The sequence below is a fragment of the Mesorhizobium sp. B2-6-4 genome (genome assembly GCF_006441495.1).
GTDB lineage: Bacteria > Pseudomonadota > Alphaproteobacteria > Rhizobiales > Rhizobiaceae > Mesorhizobium.
Genome location: NZ_VFUE01000015.1, coordinates 23,720 through 41,848, shown reverse-complemented (window position 1 = coordinate 41,848; position 18,129 = coordinate 23,720). Strand labels below are relative to the sequence as shown.

Genomic DNA, 18,129 nt, shown 5'->3' with positions numbered 1-18,129 from the left:
CCAACTCCCAGCCAAGCCTAAGAGCGGCGCGCTTCGCCGTGAGTTGCGACATAGTCGATCTCGGAACGGCTGATGCCGATGCCTTTCAGCATGAAATCGGGCATCGCCTCCAGGTGACGCCGCTCATGTCGGAGGCGCTGTCCGCGCGCCAGCCAAGCGAGGATGGCCATCGGCCGCCACGGTGGGGCGCGCAGCCTTGCCAGGAAGATAGCTATCTCGGGCATGGTTTCTCCTCGCGACGCGTAAAAGGCCTGCCGGCACTGTTCCGGCAGGCGGTGCCGTCAGTCGGCCTTTTTCATGGCGTCGCATGAGACATTCGGGTTCATGTCGGCGAAGGCGCCGGTCGGGTTCTGCTTCCAGGCCCAGACATGAAGTTCGTAGAAGGGGCCGAGGCCATAGCGGTTGGGGGCGCTGTCGAAGTTGAACAGCTGGCCTTCGAGCGACGCGGGACCCTTCGCGGTGATATATTCGACGGCCACCAGCTTCAGCTTGCCATCGGCCATCGGCTCGTACATCACGGCCTCCGGCTTGGCGAGGTCGACGGCATCATCCTTGAGATAGGCGCCGTTGACGTAGTGAATGCCCATCGCGCCGCCGGTGATGCCGCTGGCGCAGGGAATCGGCGCATAGCCCTCGGCGGTGGCCGCCGCGACATTCACGAAGCGGCCGTTGGCCGCCCGCACCTCGGCGGCCAGCCGATTGCCACTCTCCGCAGATGCGGCAGTGGCGGTGATCGCCATGATGGACAGCGCGGCAAGGCGCCAGAAATTGACGTTCATTTTATTCTCCATTGGTTGTTGGTGACGCGCAGGCGGCAGGACCGGCCTGTAAGGCCCTGCTGCCATGCCTGCGCGTTGGATCGTCAGTTGCGGGACGGGTCCGATCCGTTCCTCTCTAGCCGGGGCGGCGGTCTCATTGATGCCACCACCAATATTCCCAGTAGTCCCGCCGCATCTCGTGCTCCGGCAGGCCGACGTCCCGCCTTAAATAATCGTCTTGCGGTGGCAGGCGCCTGCGCCGGCTTCGCAATGGCGCGAGCAGCGCGGAGACAATCCGCGATGCGAGACCACGCCGGAAGGGTGCATGGTCGAACGCCACGACGGCGGCTGCCGTTTCGGGAGGAAACAGCACGGAAAGCCGACACCCATCGCTGCCCAGGACGATCTCACGCTCATTGTTCCATCCTTGGTCCATAGGGTCAGCGATAAAAGTAAGGGTCCAGGACCCTCACCTCCGTGATCTTGTCCACCGGTAGCGAATTCTTCTGCGCCGTGCTGCGGATCGCCTCCGGCGAGGGGGCGTCGTAGATGCAGAAACTCTTGTTCCTGTCGGGCGACACGAAGGAGTGCAGCCAGGTGACCCCCTTCTCGGCGTTGCGCATGATGATGCCGCCGAGCGCCGTCGCGCCGACGTCGTTCGTCGGCACGTTGAGCCCGTCGGGGAATGTCCGTTCGATCAGATAGCGAGGCATGGAGTGGCTTCCTTTTGTGACTGATTCACGCTCGAAATGAGCGCGGTTGGAGAAAAATCACGATCGTCGAAAGCGCACATCGGAGCCTTTCCCCATATTGCGCGGGACGATTCCCTATGTTTTCGACGTTTGGTCTGGGAGCCACACTGCGGATACCGAAGCGGGGGTATTTTGGAGAAGGGTCGAGGGACGACGATACTTATGGGCCAGTGACGATGCTTCTGGAACGGCAGGCACAACTCGATCAGTTGGAGGAACTGCTCGCGGAGGCCGCGCGCGGTCGCGGCCGCGTGGCGGCATTGCTGGGCGAGGCCGGCGCCGGCAAGACGGCACTCGTCGAGGCGTTCGTAACCCGTGCCGGGCAGCACGTTTCCATATTCCGCAGCGCTTGCGAGGACCTGTCGATTCCCGATCCGCTTGGACCGCTCTATGATCTGGCCCGGGACGCGCAGTGGGCACTGCCCCGGGCAATCGACGACCGCCAAGGTCAGCGGCTGCCCCTGTTTTCAGACGCTCTCGAGGTTTTCGAGGCGAGGTCTCGGCCGGGTTTGCTGGTCATCGAGGATATGCACTGGGCCGACGACGCGACCCTGGATTTCGTCCGTTTCCTGGGCCGGCGCATCACCAACACGCATATGCTGGTGCTGTTCACGGCACGCACCGACCGCAGCGAAGGGCAGATGCGTGCGCGCCGGGTGCTCGGCGAAATTCCAGCCGGCAACGTCCAGCGCATCGAAGTGCCACTGCTCAGCGAGGCGGCGGTGTTGTCGCTTGCCGAAGCAGCCAACCGCGACGGCAGCGCAATCTATCGCGCCACCGCGGGCAACGCCTTCTTCGTCACCGAATTGCTGGCTGCCGAAAGCGAGATGATCCCGCCGGCCAGCGTCCGCGACGCCGTGCTGGCGCGTGCCGAGCGCCTGTCGCCGGGAGCGCGCTCGATGCTCGACGCGGTGTCTGTGTTTCCACGCCGCGCCGATGCCTGGGCGCTGCGCGGCCTCTGTGGCGTCGCCAGCGCCGGCCAGCTGGCGGAATGTGTCTCGAATGGCTTGCTCGACGATCTCGGCGATGGCTACGCCTTCCGGCACGAGATCGCCCGTCGCGCCATCGAGATGGCGCTGACCTCGAGCCGTCGGCGCGAATTCAACCAACGCGCGCTTTCCGCACTGCAGGAAAACGCCGAGGTGACTACCGCAAGGCTTGTGCACCATGCGGTGGAGGCCCAGAATCTTGAGGCGGTGCGCGAGCTTGCCCCGCTCGCAGCGCGCGAGGCTTCCCGTGTCGGCGCGCATCGCGATGCCGCCGGCTACTACGAGGTCGCCTTGCGGCATGCCGACAGCCTGCCGATGAGCGACCGGGCGAGGCTTTACGAAGGATATGCGTTTGAATGCCATCTGATCGGCCGCATCGATGCGGCCATCGAGGCGCAGAGCCAGGCGCGCCGGCTACAGCAGGCGCTGGGCGACACGCTCAGGGAGGGCGACAGCCTCAGATGCCTGTCGCGCTTCGCCTATCTGGTGGGTGACCGCGAACAGGCGGACCTGTTCGGGGCCCAGGCAGTGGAATTGCTGGAACAGGCGCCTGCCAGTCCGGAGCTTGCCATGGCCTATTCCAATCTCTCGCAGCTGGCGATGCTGGCCGAGAAGCTCCATGAGACGCTGCTGCTTGGCGGCAAGGCAGTCGCTCTGGCCGAACGGTTGAACAAGCCGGAGATAATCTGCCACGCGCTCAACAATCTTGGCTCGGCCGAGCAGTGGCTTGATCTGGCCAAAGGCCGGCTTCACCTCGCCCGCAGCCTTGAAATCGCGCTCGTGCAGAATTTCCAGGAGCACGCGGCACGCGGCTTCACCAATTGCGCCTGCGCCGAAATGAACCAGCTCGATCTTGTGCGCGCGCAATCCTTTCTCGACCGCGGCATTGCCTATTGCGTTGAGAACGACCTCGCGACCTGGCGCGACTATATGCGGGGCGTGCAGGCGCAGCTGCTTTTGCGACGCGGCCTTTGGGACGATGCGGCGGCCATGGCTCTCGACGTCATCGACGATGCTGCAACGACAGCCCTGGTGCGTTACCCATCCCTAGTCGCGCTGGCGAAACTGCGCATAAGGCGAGGCGATCCGGCTGGGCCGGTGCTGGAGGAAATGAAGCGGTTCCTGGACAGGGGAATGGAGCTGCAGCGGCTGGTGCCTTACACGGCGTCGATGGCCGAACTGGCATGGCTTGGGCAAGGCGACGCCAGTGAGGCGCTTCGCCTGATCGAGCTGGCAGAAAGCCTGTCGCCGACGAGGGCGATGTTCGCCGAACTGGCCGTCTGGCGGCTGCTCTTGTCGCCTGAAAGCGACCCTGGCGATACGACCGGCATGGCGGAGCCCTATCGCCTGCTGCTCGCCGGCGATTGGCACGGTGCCGCGACGCTGTGGGCCCGGCTGGGTGCTCCGTTCGAGCAGGCGCTCGCTCTGCTGCGCGGCGACGAGCCGGCCCTGCGCCTGGCCCTGGATATATTCGAGGGGCTCGGTGCCCGGCCGGTCGCCCAGCACGTCCGCGCCGTCATGCGGCAGAATGGCGTCAATAACATTGCAAGGGGACCGCGGCAGAGCACGCGCGCCAATCAAGCTGGCCTGACGCTGCGCCAGATGCAGGTCCTGCAACTGATCGAACGCGGTTTTTCCAACAAGAGAATAGCCGAGCACCTGACCATCTCACCGAAGACCGTCGATCATCATGTCTCGGCGGTGCTGGGCAAGCTGGACGCCATTTCGCGTGGCGAGGCGACCGCCGCCGCGCGCGATTCCGGGCTGATCTGAGCACGTAGGAATCGCGCCCGGATCAGAAATCCGGGAATGTGAGCCCTGCAGGTTTTCCTTACGCGAAAGCGCCGTGGCAGTGCTTGTATTTCTTGCCGGAGCCGCAGGGGCACGCTTCGTTGCGGCCGACCTTGCCCCAGGTGGCGGGGTTGTTGGGGTCGCGGTCTTCGGGGGCGACGATGGCGTTGCTTTCCTGGCGCACCAGAAGGGCGGTTTCGCCGCCTTCGAAATCGTTCTCGCCGGTGGTACCGTCAATATGCGTGCCGAACATGTCGGGGGCTTCCGGCGGCGGGGCCTCGGCAGCCTGGCGGACCAGTTCGACGCGCATCAGCTGCGCGGTGACGGCCTGGCGCAGATTGCCCAGCATCGCCTGGAACAGCTCGAACGCCTCGCTCTTGTATTCCTGCAAAGGATCGCGCTGGGCGTAGCCGCGGAAGCCGACAACCGAACGCAGATGGTCGAGATTGACGATGTGCTCGCGCCACAGATGGTCGAGCGTCTGCAGCACCACGGAGCGCTCGACATAGGTCATCACCTCGGGCCCGAAGCGCTCGGCGCGCTCCTTGGCGGCGGCGTCGGCGGCTTGCGTGATGCGCTCGCGAATGTCGTCCTCGGCGATGCCTTCTTCCTTGGCCCATTCCTCGATCGGCAGGTCGAGATTGAGGAACTCGGCGACCTCGGCCTTCAGCCCGGCGACATCCCACTGCTCGGCATAGGCGTTCTCGGGAATGGCCTTGGCGACGATCTCGTCGATGACGCCTTCGCGCATCTCGGCAATGGTCTCCGACAGACCTTCGCCGTCCATCAGCTCGATGCGCTGTTCGAACACAACCTTGCGCTGGTCGTTCGAGACGTCGTCATATTTCAGAAGATTCTTGCGGATGTCGAAGTTGCGCGCCTCGACCTTCTTCTGCGCCTTTTCCAGCGCCTTGTTGATCCAGGGATGGATGATGGCCTCGTCTTCCTTGAGGCCGAGCTTCTGCAACATGCCGTCCATGCGCTCGGAGCCGAAGATGCGCATCAGATCGTCCTGCAGCGACAGGAAGAATTTCGAGCGGCCGGGGTCGCCCTGGCGGCCGGAGCGGCCACGAAGCTGGTTGTCGATGCGGCGTGATTCATGGCGCTCGGTGGCGAGCACGTAGAGGCCGCCGGCGGCCAGCGCCTTTTCCTTCAGGCGCTCGACGTCGGCATAGATTTCCTTTTCCCGCGCCTCGCGCTCGGGCCCTTCAGGCATGTCGCCCAGTTCCTCGGCGATGCGCATCTCGGCATTGCCGCCGAGCTTGATGTCGGTGCCGCGGCCGGCCATGTTGGTGGCGATGGTGATGGCGCCGGGCTTGCCCGCCTGGGCGACGATCGCCGCCTCGCGCTCGTGATGGCGGGCGTTCAGCACCTCGAAATCCTTAAAACCTTCCTTGCGCAGCCGCTCGGCCAGTTGCTCGGACTTCTCGATCGAGGTGGTGCCGACCAGCGTGGGCTGGCCCTTGGCGCTGGCTTCGCGGATCTCCTTGACGATCGCCTTGTATTTTTCCTCGACCGTCCGGTAGACCTCGTCGTCCTCGTCCTTGCGGATGACCGGCAGGTTGGTCGGGATCTCGGTGACTTCGAGGCCGTAGATGTTGCCGAATTCCTCGGCCTCGGTCAGCGCCGTGCCGGTCATGCCGGAAAGCTTCTTGTAGAGGCGGAAATAGTTCTGGAAGGTAACGGAGGCGAGCGTCTGGTTCTCCGGCTGGATCGCCACATGCTCCTTGGCTTCAAGCGCCTGGTGCAGGCCTTCCGAATAGCGGCGGCCGGGCATCATGCGGCCGGTGAACTCGTCGATAATGACGATCTCGCCGTTGCGCACGATATAGTCCTTGTCGCGCTGGAACAGGCGGTGCGCCTTCAGCGCATTGTTGACGTGATGGACGATGGCGACGTTCTCGACGTCATAGAGCGACTCGCCCTTGAGCAGGCCGGCGTCGCGCAGCAGGTTCTCGAGCTTCTCGGTGCCTTCCTCGGTGAAGATGGAGGTCTTCTGCTTCTCGTCGATCTCATAATCCTGCGGCTGCAGCTGGATGATGAAAGTGTCGATGGTGTTGTACATTTCCGAACGGTCCTCGAGCGGACCGGAAATGATCAGCGGCGTGCGCGCTTCATCGACCAGGATGGAATCGACTTCGTCGACGATCGCGTAGTTGTGACCACGCTGTACCATCTGGGCGCGCTCGTACTTCATGTTGTCGCGCAGATAGTCGAAGCCGAGTTCGTTGTTGGTGGCATAGGTGACGTCGGCGGCGTAGGCGACGCGGCGCTCCTCGTCGGACAGGCCATGGACGATGACGCCGACCGAGAGGCCGAGGAACTTGTAGACACGGCCCATCCATTCGGAGTCGCGGGTGGCGAGATAATCGTTGACGGTGACGACGTGGACGCCATTGCCGGCCAGTGCATTGAGATAAACGGGCAAGGTCGCGACCAGCGTCTTGCCCTCACCGGTGCGCATCTCGGCGATGCCGCCATTGTGCAGCACCATGCCGCCGATCAGCTGGACGTCGAAGGGGCGCATGCCGAGCACGCGGCGCGCCGCCTCGCGGGCGGTGGCGAAGGCCGGGATCAGCAGGTCCTCGAGGCTGGCGCCGTTGGCGATGTCTTGGCGGAACTTTTCCGTGCGGCCGGCGAGCTCTGCATCGGAGAGCGCCCGCATCTCGTTTTCCATGGCGTTGATCGCCTCGACACGGGGCCGGGTCGACTTGACCCTGCGGTCGTTGGAGGAGCCGAAAACCTTACGGGCGAGACCGCCGAGACTGACCATCCAATGGTCCTTTCGATAGAATTCTCAAACTGAGACGAGCGCCGGCCGGCCCCATCAAATCCACGTGAATGCGCCGCCTGTATACGGGCAACGCAAAAAGCGCCCGGAAAACGGTTCTGGACGCAAAGTCGTTGGACAGATAAGAGGGGGCTCAACTGATGTCAACGCCGCGCTGGCCCTGCCGGTCGCGCCAAATTCGGCCACAATCTGGCTGATCTGGAAGCCTCCCGTCCTTCACATCCTCATCGGAGTCATCTTAATGTCCTTGTTGTTCCGCCGTGCGTCGCTCGCCAGCCTCGGCCTGGCCGTCGGCCTGTCGGCTCTTTGCCTGTCGCCGCTGATGGCGCAGGAAACCGCACCAGCCCAGCCGGCACCACCAGCGGCACCGGCCGCACCGGTCGATCCGAATACAGTGGTTGCCACCGTCAACGGCCAACCCCTCACCGAAGCAGATCTCGTGCTTGCCGAAGGCGAGCTGTCGCAGCAGTTCGCGCAACTCCCGGCCGAGCAACGCCGCGCCGCGGCGCTTTCGGCCGCAATCGAGATCCGCGTCATGGCCGCCCAGGCCGTCTCGACCGGTCTCGACAAGGATCCCGATTTCCAGCGCCGCATGGCCTTCCTGCAGCAGCGCGCGCTGCATGGCGAGATGGTCGAGAAGGGCGTCGTTGACAAGGTCACCGACGCCGAGATCCGCGCCCGCTACGACCAGGAGATCGCCAACACGCCGCCGGTCAACGAGGTGCATGCCCGTCACATCCTCGTGAAGACGAAGGAAGAGGCCGAGGCGATTATCAAGCAACTCGACGGCGGCGCCGATTTCCAGAAGCTCGCCAACGAGCACACCTCGGATCCGAGCGGCAAGACCAGTGGCGGCGATCTCGGCTGGTTCGGACCTGGCCAGATGGTGCCGGAATTCGACAAGGCCGCTTTCGCGCTCGAGGTCGGCAAATACACCGAGCAGCCGGTGCAGTCGCAGTTCGGCTGGCATGTGATCAAGCTCGAGGACAAGCGCACCAAGCAGCCGCCGGCCTTCGACGACGTCAAGGACCAGGCCAAGCAGGCGGTCATCCGCGACAAGTATTTCGCGTTGGTCAAGTCGCTGCGCGCCGATGCCAAGGTCGAAATTCCCGACGCCAATTTGAAGAAGGCCGTCGATACGCTGGAAAGCGCCAAGTAAACCAGAACGGTTTCGAAAAAGGGGCGCGGTGGCCAAAGGGCGCCGCGCCCTTTTTGCGTCAGTTCAGCCGTCGGGCCCCTCTATGCCTCGCAGGAGATAGCGGACCACCTTGCGTATCGTCGCCTCGTCTTCGTCGAGCCGGTTGGTCAGGAGCTGCCGCCACGCATAGGAAGCCACCAGGTCGGCGGCCACAGCCGGATCGACATCGGCCGCGACCTCGCCCCTTGCCTTGGCGCGCTCGATGATCTGGCCGGTGTAGGCCCGGCGCCCGCCTGTATAGCCAGCAAGGGCCGCGGCCGCCATTTCGTCCGACTGCGCCTCGGCAATCAGCGACCTGAACACGCTGCCCGACGACGTCTCGCGCCAGTGCGCGAACAGGTTCTTGAGGAAGCCGACGAGGTCCTCTTCCAGTCCTCCCGTATCGGGAACATCGACGCGTTTCTGGCGCTGGTAGACCTCCAGCAGCAGCGAGGCCTTGCTCGGCCACCAGCGATAGATGGTCGGCTTGCCGGCACGCGCCCGCCGCGCCACGGCCTCGATCGAGAAGCCGGCATAGCCGGCCTCGACCAACACCGCCTCGGCGGCATCGAGAATAGCTTCCGCGCTGTCGGGATTGCGCCGCGCGCCAATAGATTTACGCGCCGTATCCGCCTCTTCGGCCATCCTGTCGCCCTCGCCGTCGGTAGGGCCGGCAATATAAGTGATCCGACGATGGAACGAAACGGCCCGTTCTTGGCGGCTGACGCAGGAGACATTTGCCTGCCATGTCTCCCGCACGATGCCCAGGCGGTCATCGGTGCTGACCAACTCCGCCCGCGCGCCCGCGCCGAGTCGCAACGGTCCCCAGAAATACCAGGGCCAGGGTCAGCTGCCCTCGGGAGAGATCGCAACCTGGGCGGGGCGGTGCCAGCGAACTGCAACGGAGCCGGCTGCGAACCGGTCAAGGCCAATTCCGGTTCTCACGCCGCCACCAAAACGCCTTGCGCGGGCGCGCCGTATCGGGCAAACCGGCGTTTCTCCGCCGATTTTTCCCGTCCGAGGTTCCATGTCCACGACGATTTCGCCGCTCGCGCCGAAGAAATACCCCAAGATGCCTGAGATCGAGGGGGTGCGCATCGCCACCGCCGAAGCGGGGATAAAATACAAGAACCGCACCGATCTCCTGGCCATGGTCTTCGAGCCCGGCACGGCGGTCGCCGGCGTGTTCACAAAGTCGAAATGCCCCTCGGCGCCAGTCGATTTCTGCCGGCAGAACCTTGCCGCGGGCAAGGCCCGGGTGCTCGTCGTCAATTCCGGCAACGCCAATGCCTTCACCGGCAAGAAGGGCCGGGACTCCACCGCGCTGACGGGCGAAGCGGCAGCCAAGGCTGCCGGCTGCACGCCAGGCGAGGTGTTCCTGGCCTCGACCGGTGTCATCGGCGAGCCGCTTGACACAACCAAGTTCAGCCATCTGCTGGCTGGTCTGGTCAGCAACGGCAAGCCCGACCTGTGGACCGAGGCGGCCAAGGCCATCATGACCACGGACACTTATCCGAAGGTGGCGACGCAGACCGTTAAGCTCGGCGAGACCGATGTCACCATCAACGGCATTTCCAAGGGCGCCGGCATGATCGCACCCGACATGGCCACGATGCTGTCCTTTGTCGCCACCGATGCGCCGATCGCCGCCCCCGTGCTGCAGGATCTGCTGTCGCGCGGCACGGCCAAGACCTTCAACGCGGTGACCGTCGACAGCGACACCTCCACAAGCGACACGCTGCTGCTCTTCGCCACCGGAAAGGCCGCCAAACGCGGCGCGCCGGAGATAACCGACCCCAAGGATGCCCGTCTGGGGGCCTTCCGCCGTGCGCTCGGCAAAGTGCTGAAGTCGCTGGCGCTGCAAGTGGTGCGCGACGGTGAGGGCGCCCGCAAGCAGGTCGAAGTCACCGTTACCGGCGCGAAATCGGCGCGCTCGGCCAAGCGCATCGCGCTCTCGATCGCCAATTCGCCGCTGGTCAAGACGGCGGTCGCCGGCGAGGACGCCAATTGGGGCCGCGTCGTCATGGCCGTCGGCAAGGCCGGCGAGCCGGCTGACCGCGACCGCCTGTCGATCTGGTTCGGCGACAACAGGCTGGCGCATGAGGGCGAGCGCGATCCGGCCTATTCGGAGGAAGCGACCTCGGCGTATATGAAGCGCGACGACATCCGCATCCGCGCCGATATCGGCATCGGCCGCGGCAAGGCGACGGTGTGGACCTGCGACCTCACCAAGGAATACGTCGCCATCAATGGCGACTACCGGAGCTGACGGACTTGGTTTCCAAACATCCGGCCAGCATGCTGGCGACAGTGCGCCGCTATGAGGCGGCCGGGTTCCGCGCCTGGCCCGCGGCGGCAGTCCATTATGACGGCACCTGGGTGGTGCGGCTGACGGCCGGACATCCGGCCAAGCGGCTGAATTCGGTCAATCCGCTCGATCCCGGCGACACCCAGCACATCGCCGACCGCATCGGCCGCGCCAGCCGCCGTTTCGATGCCTATGGCCGTCCGCTGACCTTCCGCATGTCGCCGTTATCGGGGCCGGATCTGGCCAGCCATCTCGACCGCGAGGGTTGGAGTCGGTTCGACGAATCGCTGGTGATGCGGCTGCCGCTGGCGGATGCGCAACTCGACGCCGCCATGGACCAGATCCCGTTGAAGGACATCAGCCGCTTCATCGGCGCGTCGCTCAAGGTCAGCGGCTCGGACGCGTCGCTGCGGCCAGGCCTGTCGGAGATCATCGGCGCCATCCAGCCCGAGGCCGGGCTGTTCGCGCTCGAGGCTGGAGCGGAACCACTGGCGACGCTGATCTGCGTCCATGACGGCGATCTCGCCGGCCTGTTCGAGGTCGCCACCGACAAGTCGGCACGCAACAAGGGCCACGGCCGCAACCTGATCCTGTCGGCGCTGAAATGGGCGCGGCTGCGCGGCGCGCGGGAAGCCTGGCTGCAGGTCGAGGCCGGCAATGTGCCGGCGCTGGCGCTCTATCATTCGCTCGGCTTCGACGAGGTCTATCGCTACCACTACCGCCGGCCGCCTGTTCATGGGTGAAATCGGGCATGAATGATGTGACGATCGCCGGCAAGCGCCTGCTCCTGGTCGCCGCCTGCGCCCTGGTCGACGCCGACGGGCGCGTGCTCCTGGCGCAGCGGCCCGAGGGCAAGCAGCTTGCCGGGCTCTGGGAGTTTCCCGGCGGCAAGGTCGAGCCCGGCGAGACGCCGGAGCAATGCCTTATCCGCGAACTCTATGAGGAGATCGGGATCGAGACCGACATCCCGTGCCTGGCACCGCTCACCTTCGCCAGCCATAGCTACGACGATTTCCATCTTTTGATGCCGCTTTTCATCTGCCGCCGCTTTCGCGGCATCGCCCAGCCGAAGGAGGGGCAGGCGCTGAAATGGGTGCGGCCCAGGCAGATGCGCGACTACCCGATGCCGCCGGCCGACGCTCCGCTGATCCCGTTCCTGATCGACCTCCTGTAGGCGAACAGAACCGCTAGCGGCCTGTGGCTGAGCGGAGCTGCGGGGCGCATAAGCCAGCATTAATGGAAGATTTATCTCATCATGAAAAATTGATGCAAGGCTGCCTCGTCGCGGCCGTGCCGGCGATTTTCTGGGGAGCGACAGCATGAGCCTAGACAGGGATTGGGATTCGATCCGGCCCGACCGCAGTTTTCGCGCCGCGGATGCGGGCATGGGCGTGCTGCGCGTCACGCTGCTGTTCGGGTCGGCCGCGGTGGCGCTGGCCCTGATCGCAACGCCCTTCCTCGAGAGCCAGACGCGCTCGCAATCGGCTCGGAATTTTGCCAGCGGTCTCGACATGACTGCCACTGGTTCGATCACTCGTCGCGATACCTATACGGTGCGCCGCAGCGTGCTTCAGCCGCAGCCCGATTCGGTCTGCATCATCCGATCCGACGGCCGGACCAGCGGCGACTGCTGACCGGGTCCAAGACATTTTCAGAGGCGGCGGTTTCATCGCCTATTAAGCCTGTGCCGTTAACCTTTCTTAACAGGTCGGCGGTATGGTTCCGGCAAGAGGGATCGACGTGATGAAAACAGTGCTGCTGCGTTTCCTGAACGATGAAAAGGGCGCCACGGCCGTCGAATACGGCTTGATCGTCGCCGTACTGTCGCTGACGATCGTCGGCGGCATCAGCCAGGTCTTCAACGCGATCACCTGGCTGTTCAGCGACAATGGCAGCAGGCTTGCCAACGCTTTCGCACCCTGATCTGGCTGTCCGCGTCCGCGGACACTGTCATTGCCCCTTGGGCTGCTCCAACACAGTCTTCAGCGAGATCTTGGCCGAACCCGGCTTGAGCGGCTTTTGCTGCGATGCATCGGGCGCCCAGCCGGACATCCAGACCATCGAAAAGCTTGCGCGGATGCGGCCGTCGGGATCCGAAAACCGCTCGGCGTAGATTTGCGCGGCGCGGGCGAACAGCTGGCGTGTGCCCGGCCGCCGGCTGCGATCGGCAAGCGCGCTGGTTTCGCCCATGGCGCGCAAATCGGCCATCAGGTTGAAAAGACTGTCATAGCGCACCGTCACCGTCTCGACATCGGCGACCGGCAGAGCGAGGCCGGCGCGCTGCAGCAGCGCTCCCGCGTCGCGAACGTCGGTGAACGGAATGACGCGCGGGCTGGCGCCGCCGTGAAGCTCGGTCTCGGCCGCCAGCAGGCTTTCACGCAATTCGCCGAGCGTGCCGGCGCCGGCGAAGGCGCCGAGGAAAAGCCCGTCCGGACGCAGCGCACGGCGGATCTGCACCAGCATGCCGGGAATGTCGTTCATGGCCTGCAGCGACAGGAGCGACACCGCCAGGTCGAGGCTTTGCGGCTCGAAGGGCACGGTTTCCAGCGGCGCGACCATGCCGGCGGAATCGCCCAGGAAAGCCGCATCCGCCTCGACACGGACGATGTTCGCCACCTTGCCGCTCGCGGCGAGGATGTCGGCCGCGGCCGACGTCTGGCAAAACAGCACCGCTGCCCTGCTAAACCTGCGCTCCACGGCACCCAGCCGGTCGGCAAGATCGTCGGCACTGCGCCGCATCAGGAAGTCCGCGCCGCCGACCGGATGATCGAGCGCGCGCCGCTTGTGCGCCAGCCACAGTGAGGTGTCCATTATCGGCAGCAAACGGGCAGATCCTTTGTTTGTCCATTCCCCGATGGAGTTGATATAGTGGCGCACAGCACCCACCACGTGGCCGATCCCATGCCCAAGATCAAGCCTCTGGACATCAGGAACCTTGCACGGTCGGCGGCGAACTGGCCGGCGCGCATCCTGTTCCCGCCTGTCTGCGCCGGCTGCCGCAGGCATGTCTCGCAGCCCGGCGTTCTGTGCGGCGCCTGCTGGCCGAAGTTGCGCCTCCTGGAGCGGCCCTGGTGCCCGGTGATGGGCACGCCGTTCACCCACCATATGGGTGAGGGCTTTCTGTCGGCCGAGGCGATCGCCGATCCGCCGCCCTTCGAGCGGGCGCGGGCGGCCGTCGCCTATTCCGGCGTCGCCCGCCAGATGGTGCAGGGGCTGAAATACCAGGATCGCACCGACCTGGCGCCGTGGATGGCGCGTTGGATGCTGCGCGCCGGCGCCGACCTCATTGCCGAGGCGGATGTGGTGGTGCCGGTCCCGCTGCACTGGCGTCGCTTCTTCAGGCGGCGGTTCAACCAGTCAGCGGAATTGGCGAGGGCGGTCTGCGAGCTCAGCGGCCTGTCTTTCGCACCCTCGGCCATGCGGCGTGTCAAGCTCACGCGCCAGCAGGTCGGGCTGGAGCGCAAGGACCGCGAGGACAACGTGCGGGCCGCCTTTCGCGTGCCTGCCGAAGCGGAAATCGAGATCGCCGGCCGCCGCGTGCTTTTGATCGACGACGTCTACACCACGGGTGCCACGGTTCGCGCCGCCAGCAAGGCGCTGAAAAAAGCAGGGGCCGGCGCCGTCGATGTGCTGACCTTCGCACGCGTGCTGCCGGGGGACTTTCGGGCCGACGAGTCCACGACTATATAAGTCGGCAACAAACAGTGGAAATTCGTCATGGTCGACGTCACCATCTATACACGCATGATGTGCGGCTACTGCACGGCCGCCAAGCGGCTGCTCGAGCGCAAGGGCGTCGCCTATACGGAGCATGACGCGTCGTTTTCGCCGGAACTGCGCCAGGAGATGATTTCCCGCGCCCATGGCCGCACGACCTTTCCGCAGATTTTCGTCGGCGACACGCATGTCGGCGGCTGCGACGACCTCCACGAGCTGGAGGCGCAAGGCCGGCTGGACAAGTTGCTCGCCAATGGTTCGACGAATTGAGGATATGACGATGGGTGTTTTCAAGGCGGCCGCGATCCAGATGCGTTCGGGCGAGAGGCCAGAGCGCAACGCAATTGATCTCGAGCGGCTGGTGCGCGAAGCAGCCGGCCAGGGGGCCACCTACATCCAGACACCGGAAATGACCGGAGCGCTGGTGCGTGACAAGAAGGCCGCGTCTTTCACCTCAGAGGACAAGGACATCATCGTCGGGACCGCCCGCCGACTGGCCCGCGAACTTGGCGTCCACCTGCATATCGGCTCGACCGCCATCCTGCGCGCCGACGGCAAGCTCGCCAACCGGGCGCTGCTGTTCGGTCCGGACGGCGCCACGCTCGCCTCCTATGACAAGATCCATATGTTCGACGTCGATCTCGACAATGGCGAGAGCTGGCGCGAATCCGCGACCTACGAGCCCGGCACGGAGGCGGTCGTCACGACCATCGAAGGCGCCAAGCTGGGCTTTGCCGTCTGTTATGACCTGCGGTTTCCGCAACTGTTCCGCGCCGAGGCGCTAGCCGGCGCCGACCTGCTTTCCGTGCCCGCCGCCTTCACCCGCCAAACCGGCGAGGCGCATTGGCACGTGCTGCTCAGGGCCCGCGCCATCGAGAACGGCGCCTATGTCGTGGCCGCTGCGCAAGGCGGCCTTCACGAGGACGGCCGCGAAACCTATGGCCATTCGCTGATCGTCGATCCGTGGGGCCGCGTCATCGCGGAGGCGGCGCACAATGAGCCGGCGGTGATCGTCGCCGAGATCGACTCCGCGCAGTCGCTGGCGGCTCGCAAGAAGATCCCCAATCTGAAAAATGCGCGGGATTTCGCTATCAATGCCGGTTCGTCCGAGGCATCGCGTCTCAGGGGAGCGGCCTCTTGATCCGCTTCTCCCTGATCTGCGAAAACGATCACGAGTTCGAGGGCTGGTTCCGCAGCAATGACGATTTCGACACGCAGAAGAAGCGTGGCTTCGTCGATTGCCCGACCTGCGGCTCGCACAAGGTGGAGAAAGCCCTGATGGCGCCGGCCGTGTCGACGGCGCGCAAGCAGGAAACGATAGCGCTCGCCATGGGCGAGGCGCAGAAGCAGGCGCTGGCGCAGCTGAAGGCAATGGCCGAGAAGGTTCGCGAGAATGCCGATTACGTCGGCGACAAATTCGCCGAGGAAGCGCGCAAGATCCATTTCGGCGAGACCGACCCGCGCGGCATCTATGGCGAGGCGACGCTGGAGGAGGCCAAGAGTCTGGCCGAGGACGGCGTCGAGTTCATGCCGATCCCAGTGTTTCCGGAGGATCGGAACTGAGCGGTCAGCTTACGCTGCCGATCAATTTTTCAAGCAGGCGCGAAAGCGTTTCCCGTTCGGCTTGCGTCAGGCCGGAAAGAATCTCGTGCTCGTTGGCGACGTGGGCCGTAACGGCCTCGTCGATCAAAGCGAGACCTTTTTCAGTCAACCGCACGACGATGCCGCGCCGGTCATTGGGGTGCGGACCGCGCACGATCAACCCTGAGGTTTCGAGCCGGTCGAGCCGGTTGGTCATGGCGCCCGAGGTCACCATCGTCGCCTCGTAAAGGGCGGTCGGGGTCAGCGCGTAGGGCGCGCCCGAGCGGCGCAACGTCGCCAGCACGTCGAATTCGCCGGCCTGCAATCCATAGCGCGCAAACAACGGCGCGAGGCGCTCGCGGGCAATCAGCGAGGATGCTTCATTCAACCGCCCGATCACGCCCATCGGCGAGACGTCAAGGTCCGGCCGCTCCCTGTTCCATTGTTCGATCGCCTTTGCCGCCCTGTCCATCTATTCTGCCATGTATCTTGACGTTAAGAATCTTTTCGTTATCTTATCGGAAAATGAAGTGGCGGCCAAGTGCCGGCGACGATGACGAGGACATCAGATGAAATTTCTCTGGGATTCGGCGCTTGGCCTGCTGGTCGTGACGGGCGCCCTGCTTGGCCTGACGCTGCCGTTCGGCAAGCTTGCGACCGCCGCCGGCGTTCCGGCCATGGTCTGGGCCTTCGTCATCTCGCTCGGTGCCGGCGGCGTGCTGTTGCTGGCTCTCCTGCTGCGTGGCGAGCGCATCAAGCTTACGGCGCGCAAGCTGCGCTATTTCTTCGTCACGGCGGCGGTGTCCTATGCCTTTCCCAACCTCTTGATGTTTTCGGCCATCCCGCATCTCGGCGCGGGATATACGGGCATCATGTTCACGCTATCGCCGGTGATCACGCTCGTGTTCTCGATCTTGCTTGGCGTTCGGCGCCCCAACCTGCTCGGCGTCATCGGCATTGCGGTCGGCTTCATCGGTGCGGTCATGGTCGCGCTTACACGCGGCGAAGCTGGCCAACCGGCCGATTATTTCTGGGTAACGATCGGGTTGCTGATCCCGGTCAGCCTTGCCGCGGGCAACATCTACCGCACCGTCGACTGGCCCGAAGGAACCGGCCCGATCGAGCTTGCCGTGGGCAGCCATCTGGCGTCGGCGACCTTGCTTCTCCTCGGCATCCTGACGCTTTTCGGCTGGCAAGCGTTTGTTCCGCTGGGCGCGGTACCGCCTGTGGTCGTCGCGCAGATGGCGTCGGCTTCGGCAATGTTTGCCTTCTTCTTCCGGCTGCAGGCGGTGGGCGGCCCGGTCTATCTCAGCCAGATCGGCTATGTGGCGGCGGCCGTCGGGCTGTTCGCGGGCACGATCTTCCTCGGCGAGCACTATCAGCTGCTGACCTGGGCAGGCGCTGTCATCATCACGGCCGGCGTGTTTATCACCACCAAGGCGCAAAGCGGGACCAGCGCGAGGGCGCAGAGTCAGGCGGCGTGAGCCGGTTCAGACCGTGCCCTTTTCCGCCAGCACCATGTAGTTGACGTCCATGTCTTTCGACCGCTGCCAGCGGTCGGCGAGCGGGTGGTAGACGACGCCGGTGCGGTCGATGACGGTCAGGCCGGCGCCGCTGAGCGCCTTTTCCAGCTCTTCCGGGCGCACCAGCTTGCCGAACTGATGAGTGCCGCGCGGCAGCCAGCGCAGCACATATTCGGCGCCGATGATGGCCAGCCCTAGCGCCTTCAGCGTGCGGTTGATCGTGGCCACGAACATGATGCCGCCGGGCTTGACCATCTCGCCGCATTTGGCGACGAACAGGTCGATGTCGGCGACATGCTCGACCACTTCCATATTGAGGATAACGTCGAATTTTTCGCCGGCGTCGGCCAGGTCCTCGGCCGTGGTGGCGCGGTAGTCGATCGTCACGCCGACTTCGGCGGCGTGCAATTTGGCCACTTCGATATTGGTGGCGGAAGCATCGGCGCCGACCACTTCGGCGCCAAGCCGCGCCATCGGCTCGCACAGCAGGCCGCCGCCGCAACCGATGTCGAGAAAGCGCAGGCCCTCGAATGGCCGTGCCGCGCGCGGATCGCGGCCGAAGCGCGTTGCCACCTGGTCGCGTATGTAGGCAAGCCGGATGGGGTTGAACTTGTGCAGCGGCCGGAACTTGCCGTTCGGGTTCCACCATTCGGCGGCAAGGGCGGAAAAGCGCTCCACTTCTCCGGCATCGATCGTCGATCGTCGGGGCTCTGGCATCGATTGGTCTCCTCGGACGCTAGCA

General features: G+C 64.8%; 20 protein-coding genes. 12 read left to right on the top strand and 8 right to left on the bottom strand.

The window, feature by feature from the left end; translation table 11 throughout:
- Positions 1 to 17: 17 nt before the first annotated feature.
- From FJ426_RS21040 to FJ426_RS21025, 3 genes are all read right to left on the bottom strand, one after another.
- Positions 18 to 224, bottom strand: a complete 207-nt coding sequence (locus FJ426_RS21040) for a DUF1127 domain-containing protein (RefSeq protein WP_210242337.1) — start codon at positions 222 to 224, stop codon at positions 18 to 20.
- Positions 225 to 281: 57 nt separating this feature from the next.
- A complete protein-coding gene (locus FJ426_RS21035) occupies positions 282 to 779 on the bottom strand; it encodes a hypothetical protein (protein ID WP_140500907.1) in 498 nt (165 codons plus the stop codon).
- A gap of 419 nt (positions 780 to 1,198) precedes the next feature.
- Complete coding sequence (locus FJ426_RS21025; RefSeq protein WP_140500909.1) at positions 1,199 to 1,471, bottom strand: DUF4242 domain-containing protein; 273 nt, start codon at positions 1,469 to 1,471, stop codon at positions 1,199 to 1,201.
- Between the two features lie 215 nt (positions 1,472 to 1,686).
- Here FJ426_RS21025 and FJ426_RS21020 point away from each other — a divergent pair, with 215 nt between their 5' ends.
- The gene (locus FJ426_RS21020; protein ID WP_140560251.1) at positions 1,687 to 4,272 is read left to right on the top strand and encodes an AAA family ATPase; all 2,586 of its coding nucleotides are present in this window, start codon (positions 1,687 to 1,689) and stop codon (positions 4,270 to 4,272) included.
- A 58-nt stretch (positions 4,273 to 4,330) separates the two neighbouring features.
- Here FJ426_RS21020 and secA read toward each other — a convergent pair whose 3' ends face one another.
- On the bottom strand, positions 4,331 to 7,063 hold the full coding sequence (secA, locus tag FJ426_RS21015) for a preprotein translocase subunit SecA (protein ID WP_140525448.1): 2,733 nt from the start codon (positions 7,061 to 7,063) through the stop codon (positions 4,331 to 4,333).
- Between the two features lie 259 nt (positions 7,064 to 7,322).
- Between secA and FJ426_RS21010 the strand changes: the two genes are divergently transcribed.
- Complete coding sequence (locus FJ426_RS21010) at positions 7,323 to 8,240, top strand: peptidylprolyl isomerase (RefSeq protein WP_140500911.1); 918 nt, start codon at positions 7,323 to 7,325, stop codon at positions 8,238 to 8,240.
- Positions 8,241 to 8,303: 63 nt separating this feature from the next.
- Here FJ426_RS21010 and FJ426_RS21005 read toward each other — a convergent pair whose 3' ends face one another.
- The gene (locus FJ426_RS21005) at positions 8,304 to 8,903 is read right to left on the bottom strand and encodes a TetR/AcrR family transcriptional regulator (RefSeq protein WP_140560252.1); all 600 of its coding nucleotides are present in this window, start codon (positions 8,901 to 8,903) and stop codon (positions 8,304 to 8,306) included.
- Between the two features lie 382 nt (positions 8,904 to 9,285).
- Between FJ426_RS21005 and argJ the strand changes: the two genes are divergently transcribed.
- The 5 genes from argJ to FJ426_RS20980 all read left to right on the top strand — a co-directional run bounded on the left by argJ (position 9,286) and on the right by FJ426_RS20980 (position 12,489).
- Positions 9,286 to 10,527 carry a bifunctional glutamate N-acetyltransferase/amino-acid acetyltransferase ArgJ gene (argJ, locus tag FJ426_RS21000; RefSeq protein ID WP_140500913.1) on the top strand — a complete coding sequence of 414 codons (1,242 nt, stop codon included), beginning with the start codon at positions 9,286 to 9,288 and terminating at the stop codon, positions 10,525 to 10,527.
- A gap of 29 nt (positions 10,528 to 10,556) precedes the next feature.
- Entirely contained in the window at positions 10,557 to 11,309 is a 753-nt protein-coding gene (locus FJ426_RS20995; RefSeq protein WP_140500961.1) for a GNAT family N-acetyltransferase, read from the top strand.
- A gap of 8 nt (positions 11,310 to 11,317) precedes the next feature.
- Positions 11,318 to 11,740 (top strand): (deoxy)nucleoside triphosphate pyrophosphohydrolase, encoded by a 423-nt coding sequence (locus tag FJ426_RS20990; protein WP_140525450.1) that lies wholly within the window; start codon positions 11,318 to 11,320, stop codon positions 11,738 to 11,740.
- A gap of 145 nt (positions 11,741 to 11,885) precedes the next feature.
- Positions 11,886 to 12,200 (top strand): hypothetical protein, encoded by a 315-nt coding sequence (locus FJ426_RS20985; RefSeq protein ID WP_140500915.1) that lies wholly within the window; start codon positions 11,886 to 11,888, stop codon positions 12,198 to 12,200.
- A 109-nt stretch (positions 12,201 to 12,309) separates the two neighbouring features.
- Positions 12,310 to 12,489 carry a Flp family type IVb pilin gene (locus FJ426_RS20980; RefSeq protein WP_140500916.1) on the top strand — a complete coding sequence of 60 codons (180 nt, stop codon included), beginning with the start codon at positions 12,310 to 12,312 and terminating at the stop codon, positions 12,487 to 12,489.
- Between the two features lie 27 nt (positions 12,490 to 12,516).
- Here the strand turns inward: FJ426_RS20980 and FJ426_RS20975 are convergent, their stop codons facing one another.
- Positions 12,517 to 13,389 carry a methyltransferase domain-containing protein gene (locus FJ426_RS20975; protein WP_140560194.1) on the bottom strand — a complete coding sequence of 291 codons (873 nt, stop codon included), beginning with the start codon at positions 13,387 to 13,389 and terminating at the stop codon, positions 12,517 to 12,519.
- Positions 13,390 to 13,455: 66 nt separating this feature from the next.
- Here FJ426_RS20975 and FJ426_RS20970 point away from each other — a divergent pair, with 66 nt between their 5' ends.
- From FJ426_RS20970 to FJ426_RS20955, 4 genes are read left to right on the top strand one after another with little or no spacing between them, the layout of a single operon-like run.
- Complete coding sequence (locus tag FJ426_RS20970; RefSeq protein WP_140513940.1) at positions 13,456 to 14,256, top strand: ComF family protein; 801 nt, start codon at positions 13,456 to 13,458, stop codon at positions 14,254 to 14,256.
- A gap of 27 nt (positions 14,257 to 14,283) precedes the next feature.
- Entirely contained in the window at positions 14,284 to 14,553 is a 270-nt protein-coding gene (gene grxC, locus FJ426_RS20965) for a glutaredoxin 3 (protein ID WP_140513844.1), read from the top strand.
- 10 nt (positions 14,554 to 14,563) lie between these two features.
- A complete protein-coding gene (locus FJ426_RS20960) occupies positions 14,564 to 15,424 on the top strand; it encodes a carbon-nitrogen hydrolase family protein (protein WP_140672126.1) in 861 nt (286 codons plus the stop codon).
- Positions 15,421 to 15,846, top strand: coding sequence for a DUF1178 family protein (locus tag FJ426_RS20955; RefSeq protein ID WP_140558163.1), 426 nt, complete (start codon positions 15,421 to 15,423; stop codon positions 15,844 to 15,846). The genes FJ426_RS20960 and FJ426_RS20955 overlap by 4 nt, the downstream gene beginning before the upstream one ends.
- Positions 15,847 to 15,850: 4 nt before the next feature.
- Here FJ426_RS20955 and FJ426_RS20950 read toward each other — a convergent pair whose 3' ends face one another.
- The gene (locus FJ426_RS20950) at positions 15,851 to 16,336 is read right to left on the bottom strand and encodes a MarR family transcriptional regulator (RefSeq protein ID WP_140558165.1); all 486 of its coding nucleotides are present in this window, start codon (positions 16,334 to 16,336) and stop codon (positions 15,851 to 15,853) included.
- Positions 16,337 to 16,433: 97 nt separating this feature from the next.
- Between FJ426_RS20950 and FJ426_RS20945 the strand changes: the two genes are divergently transcribed.
- Positions 16,434 to 17,348, top strand: a complete 915-nt coding sequence (locus FJ426_RS20945) for a DMT family transporter (protein ID WP_140513841.1) — start codon at positions 16,434 to 16,436, stop codon at positions 17,346 to 17,348.
- A 6-nt stretch (positions 17,349 to 17,354) separates the two neighbouring features.
- Here the strand turns inward: FJ426_RS20945 and ubiG are convergent, their stop codons facing one another.
- Positions 17,355 to 18,104, bottom strand: coding sequence for a bifunctional 2-polyprenyl-6-hydroxyphenol methylase/3-demethylubiquinol 3-O-methyltransferase UbiG (gene ubiG, locus FJ426_RS20940; RefSeq protein WP_140558167.1), 750 nt, complete (start codon positions 18,102 to 18,104; stop codon positions 17,355 to 17,357).
- Positions 18,105 to 18,129 lie beyond the last annotated feature (25 nt).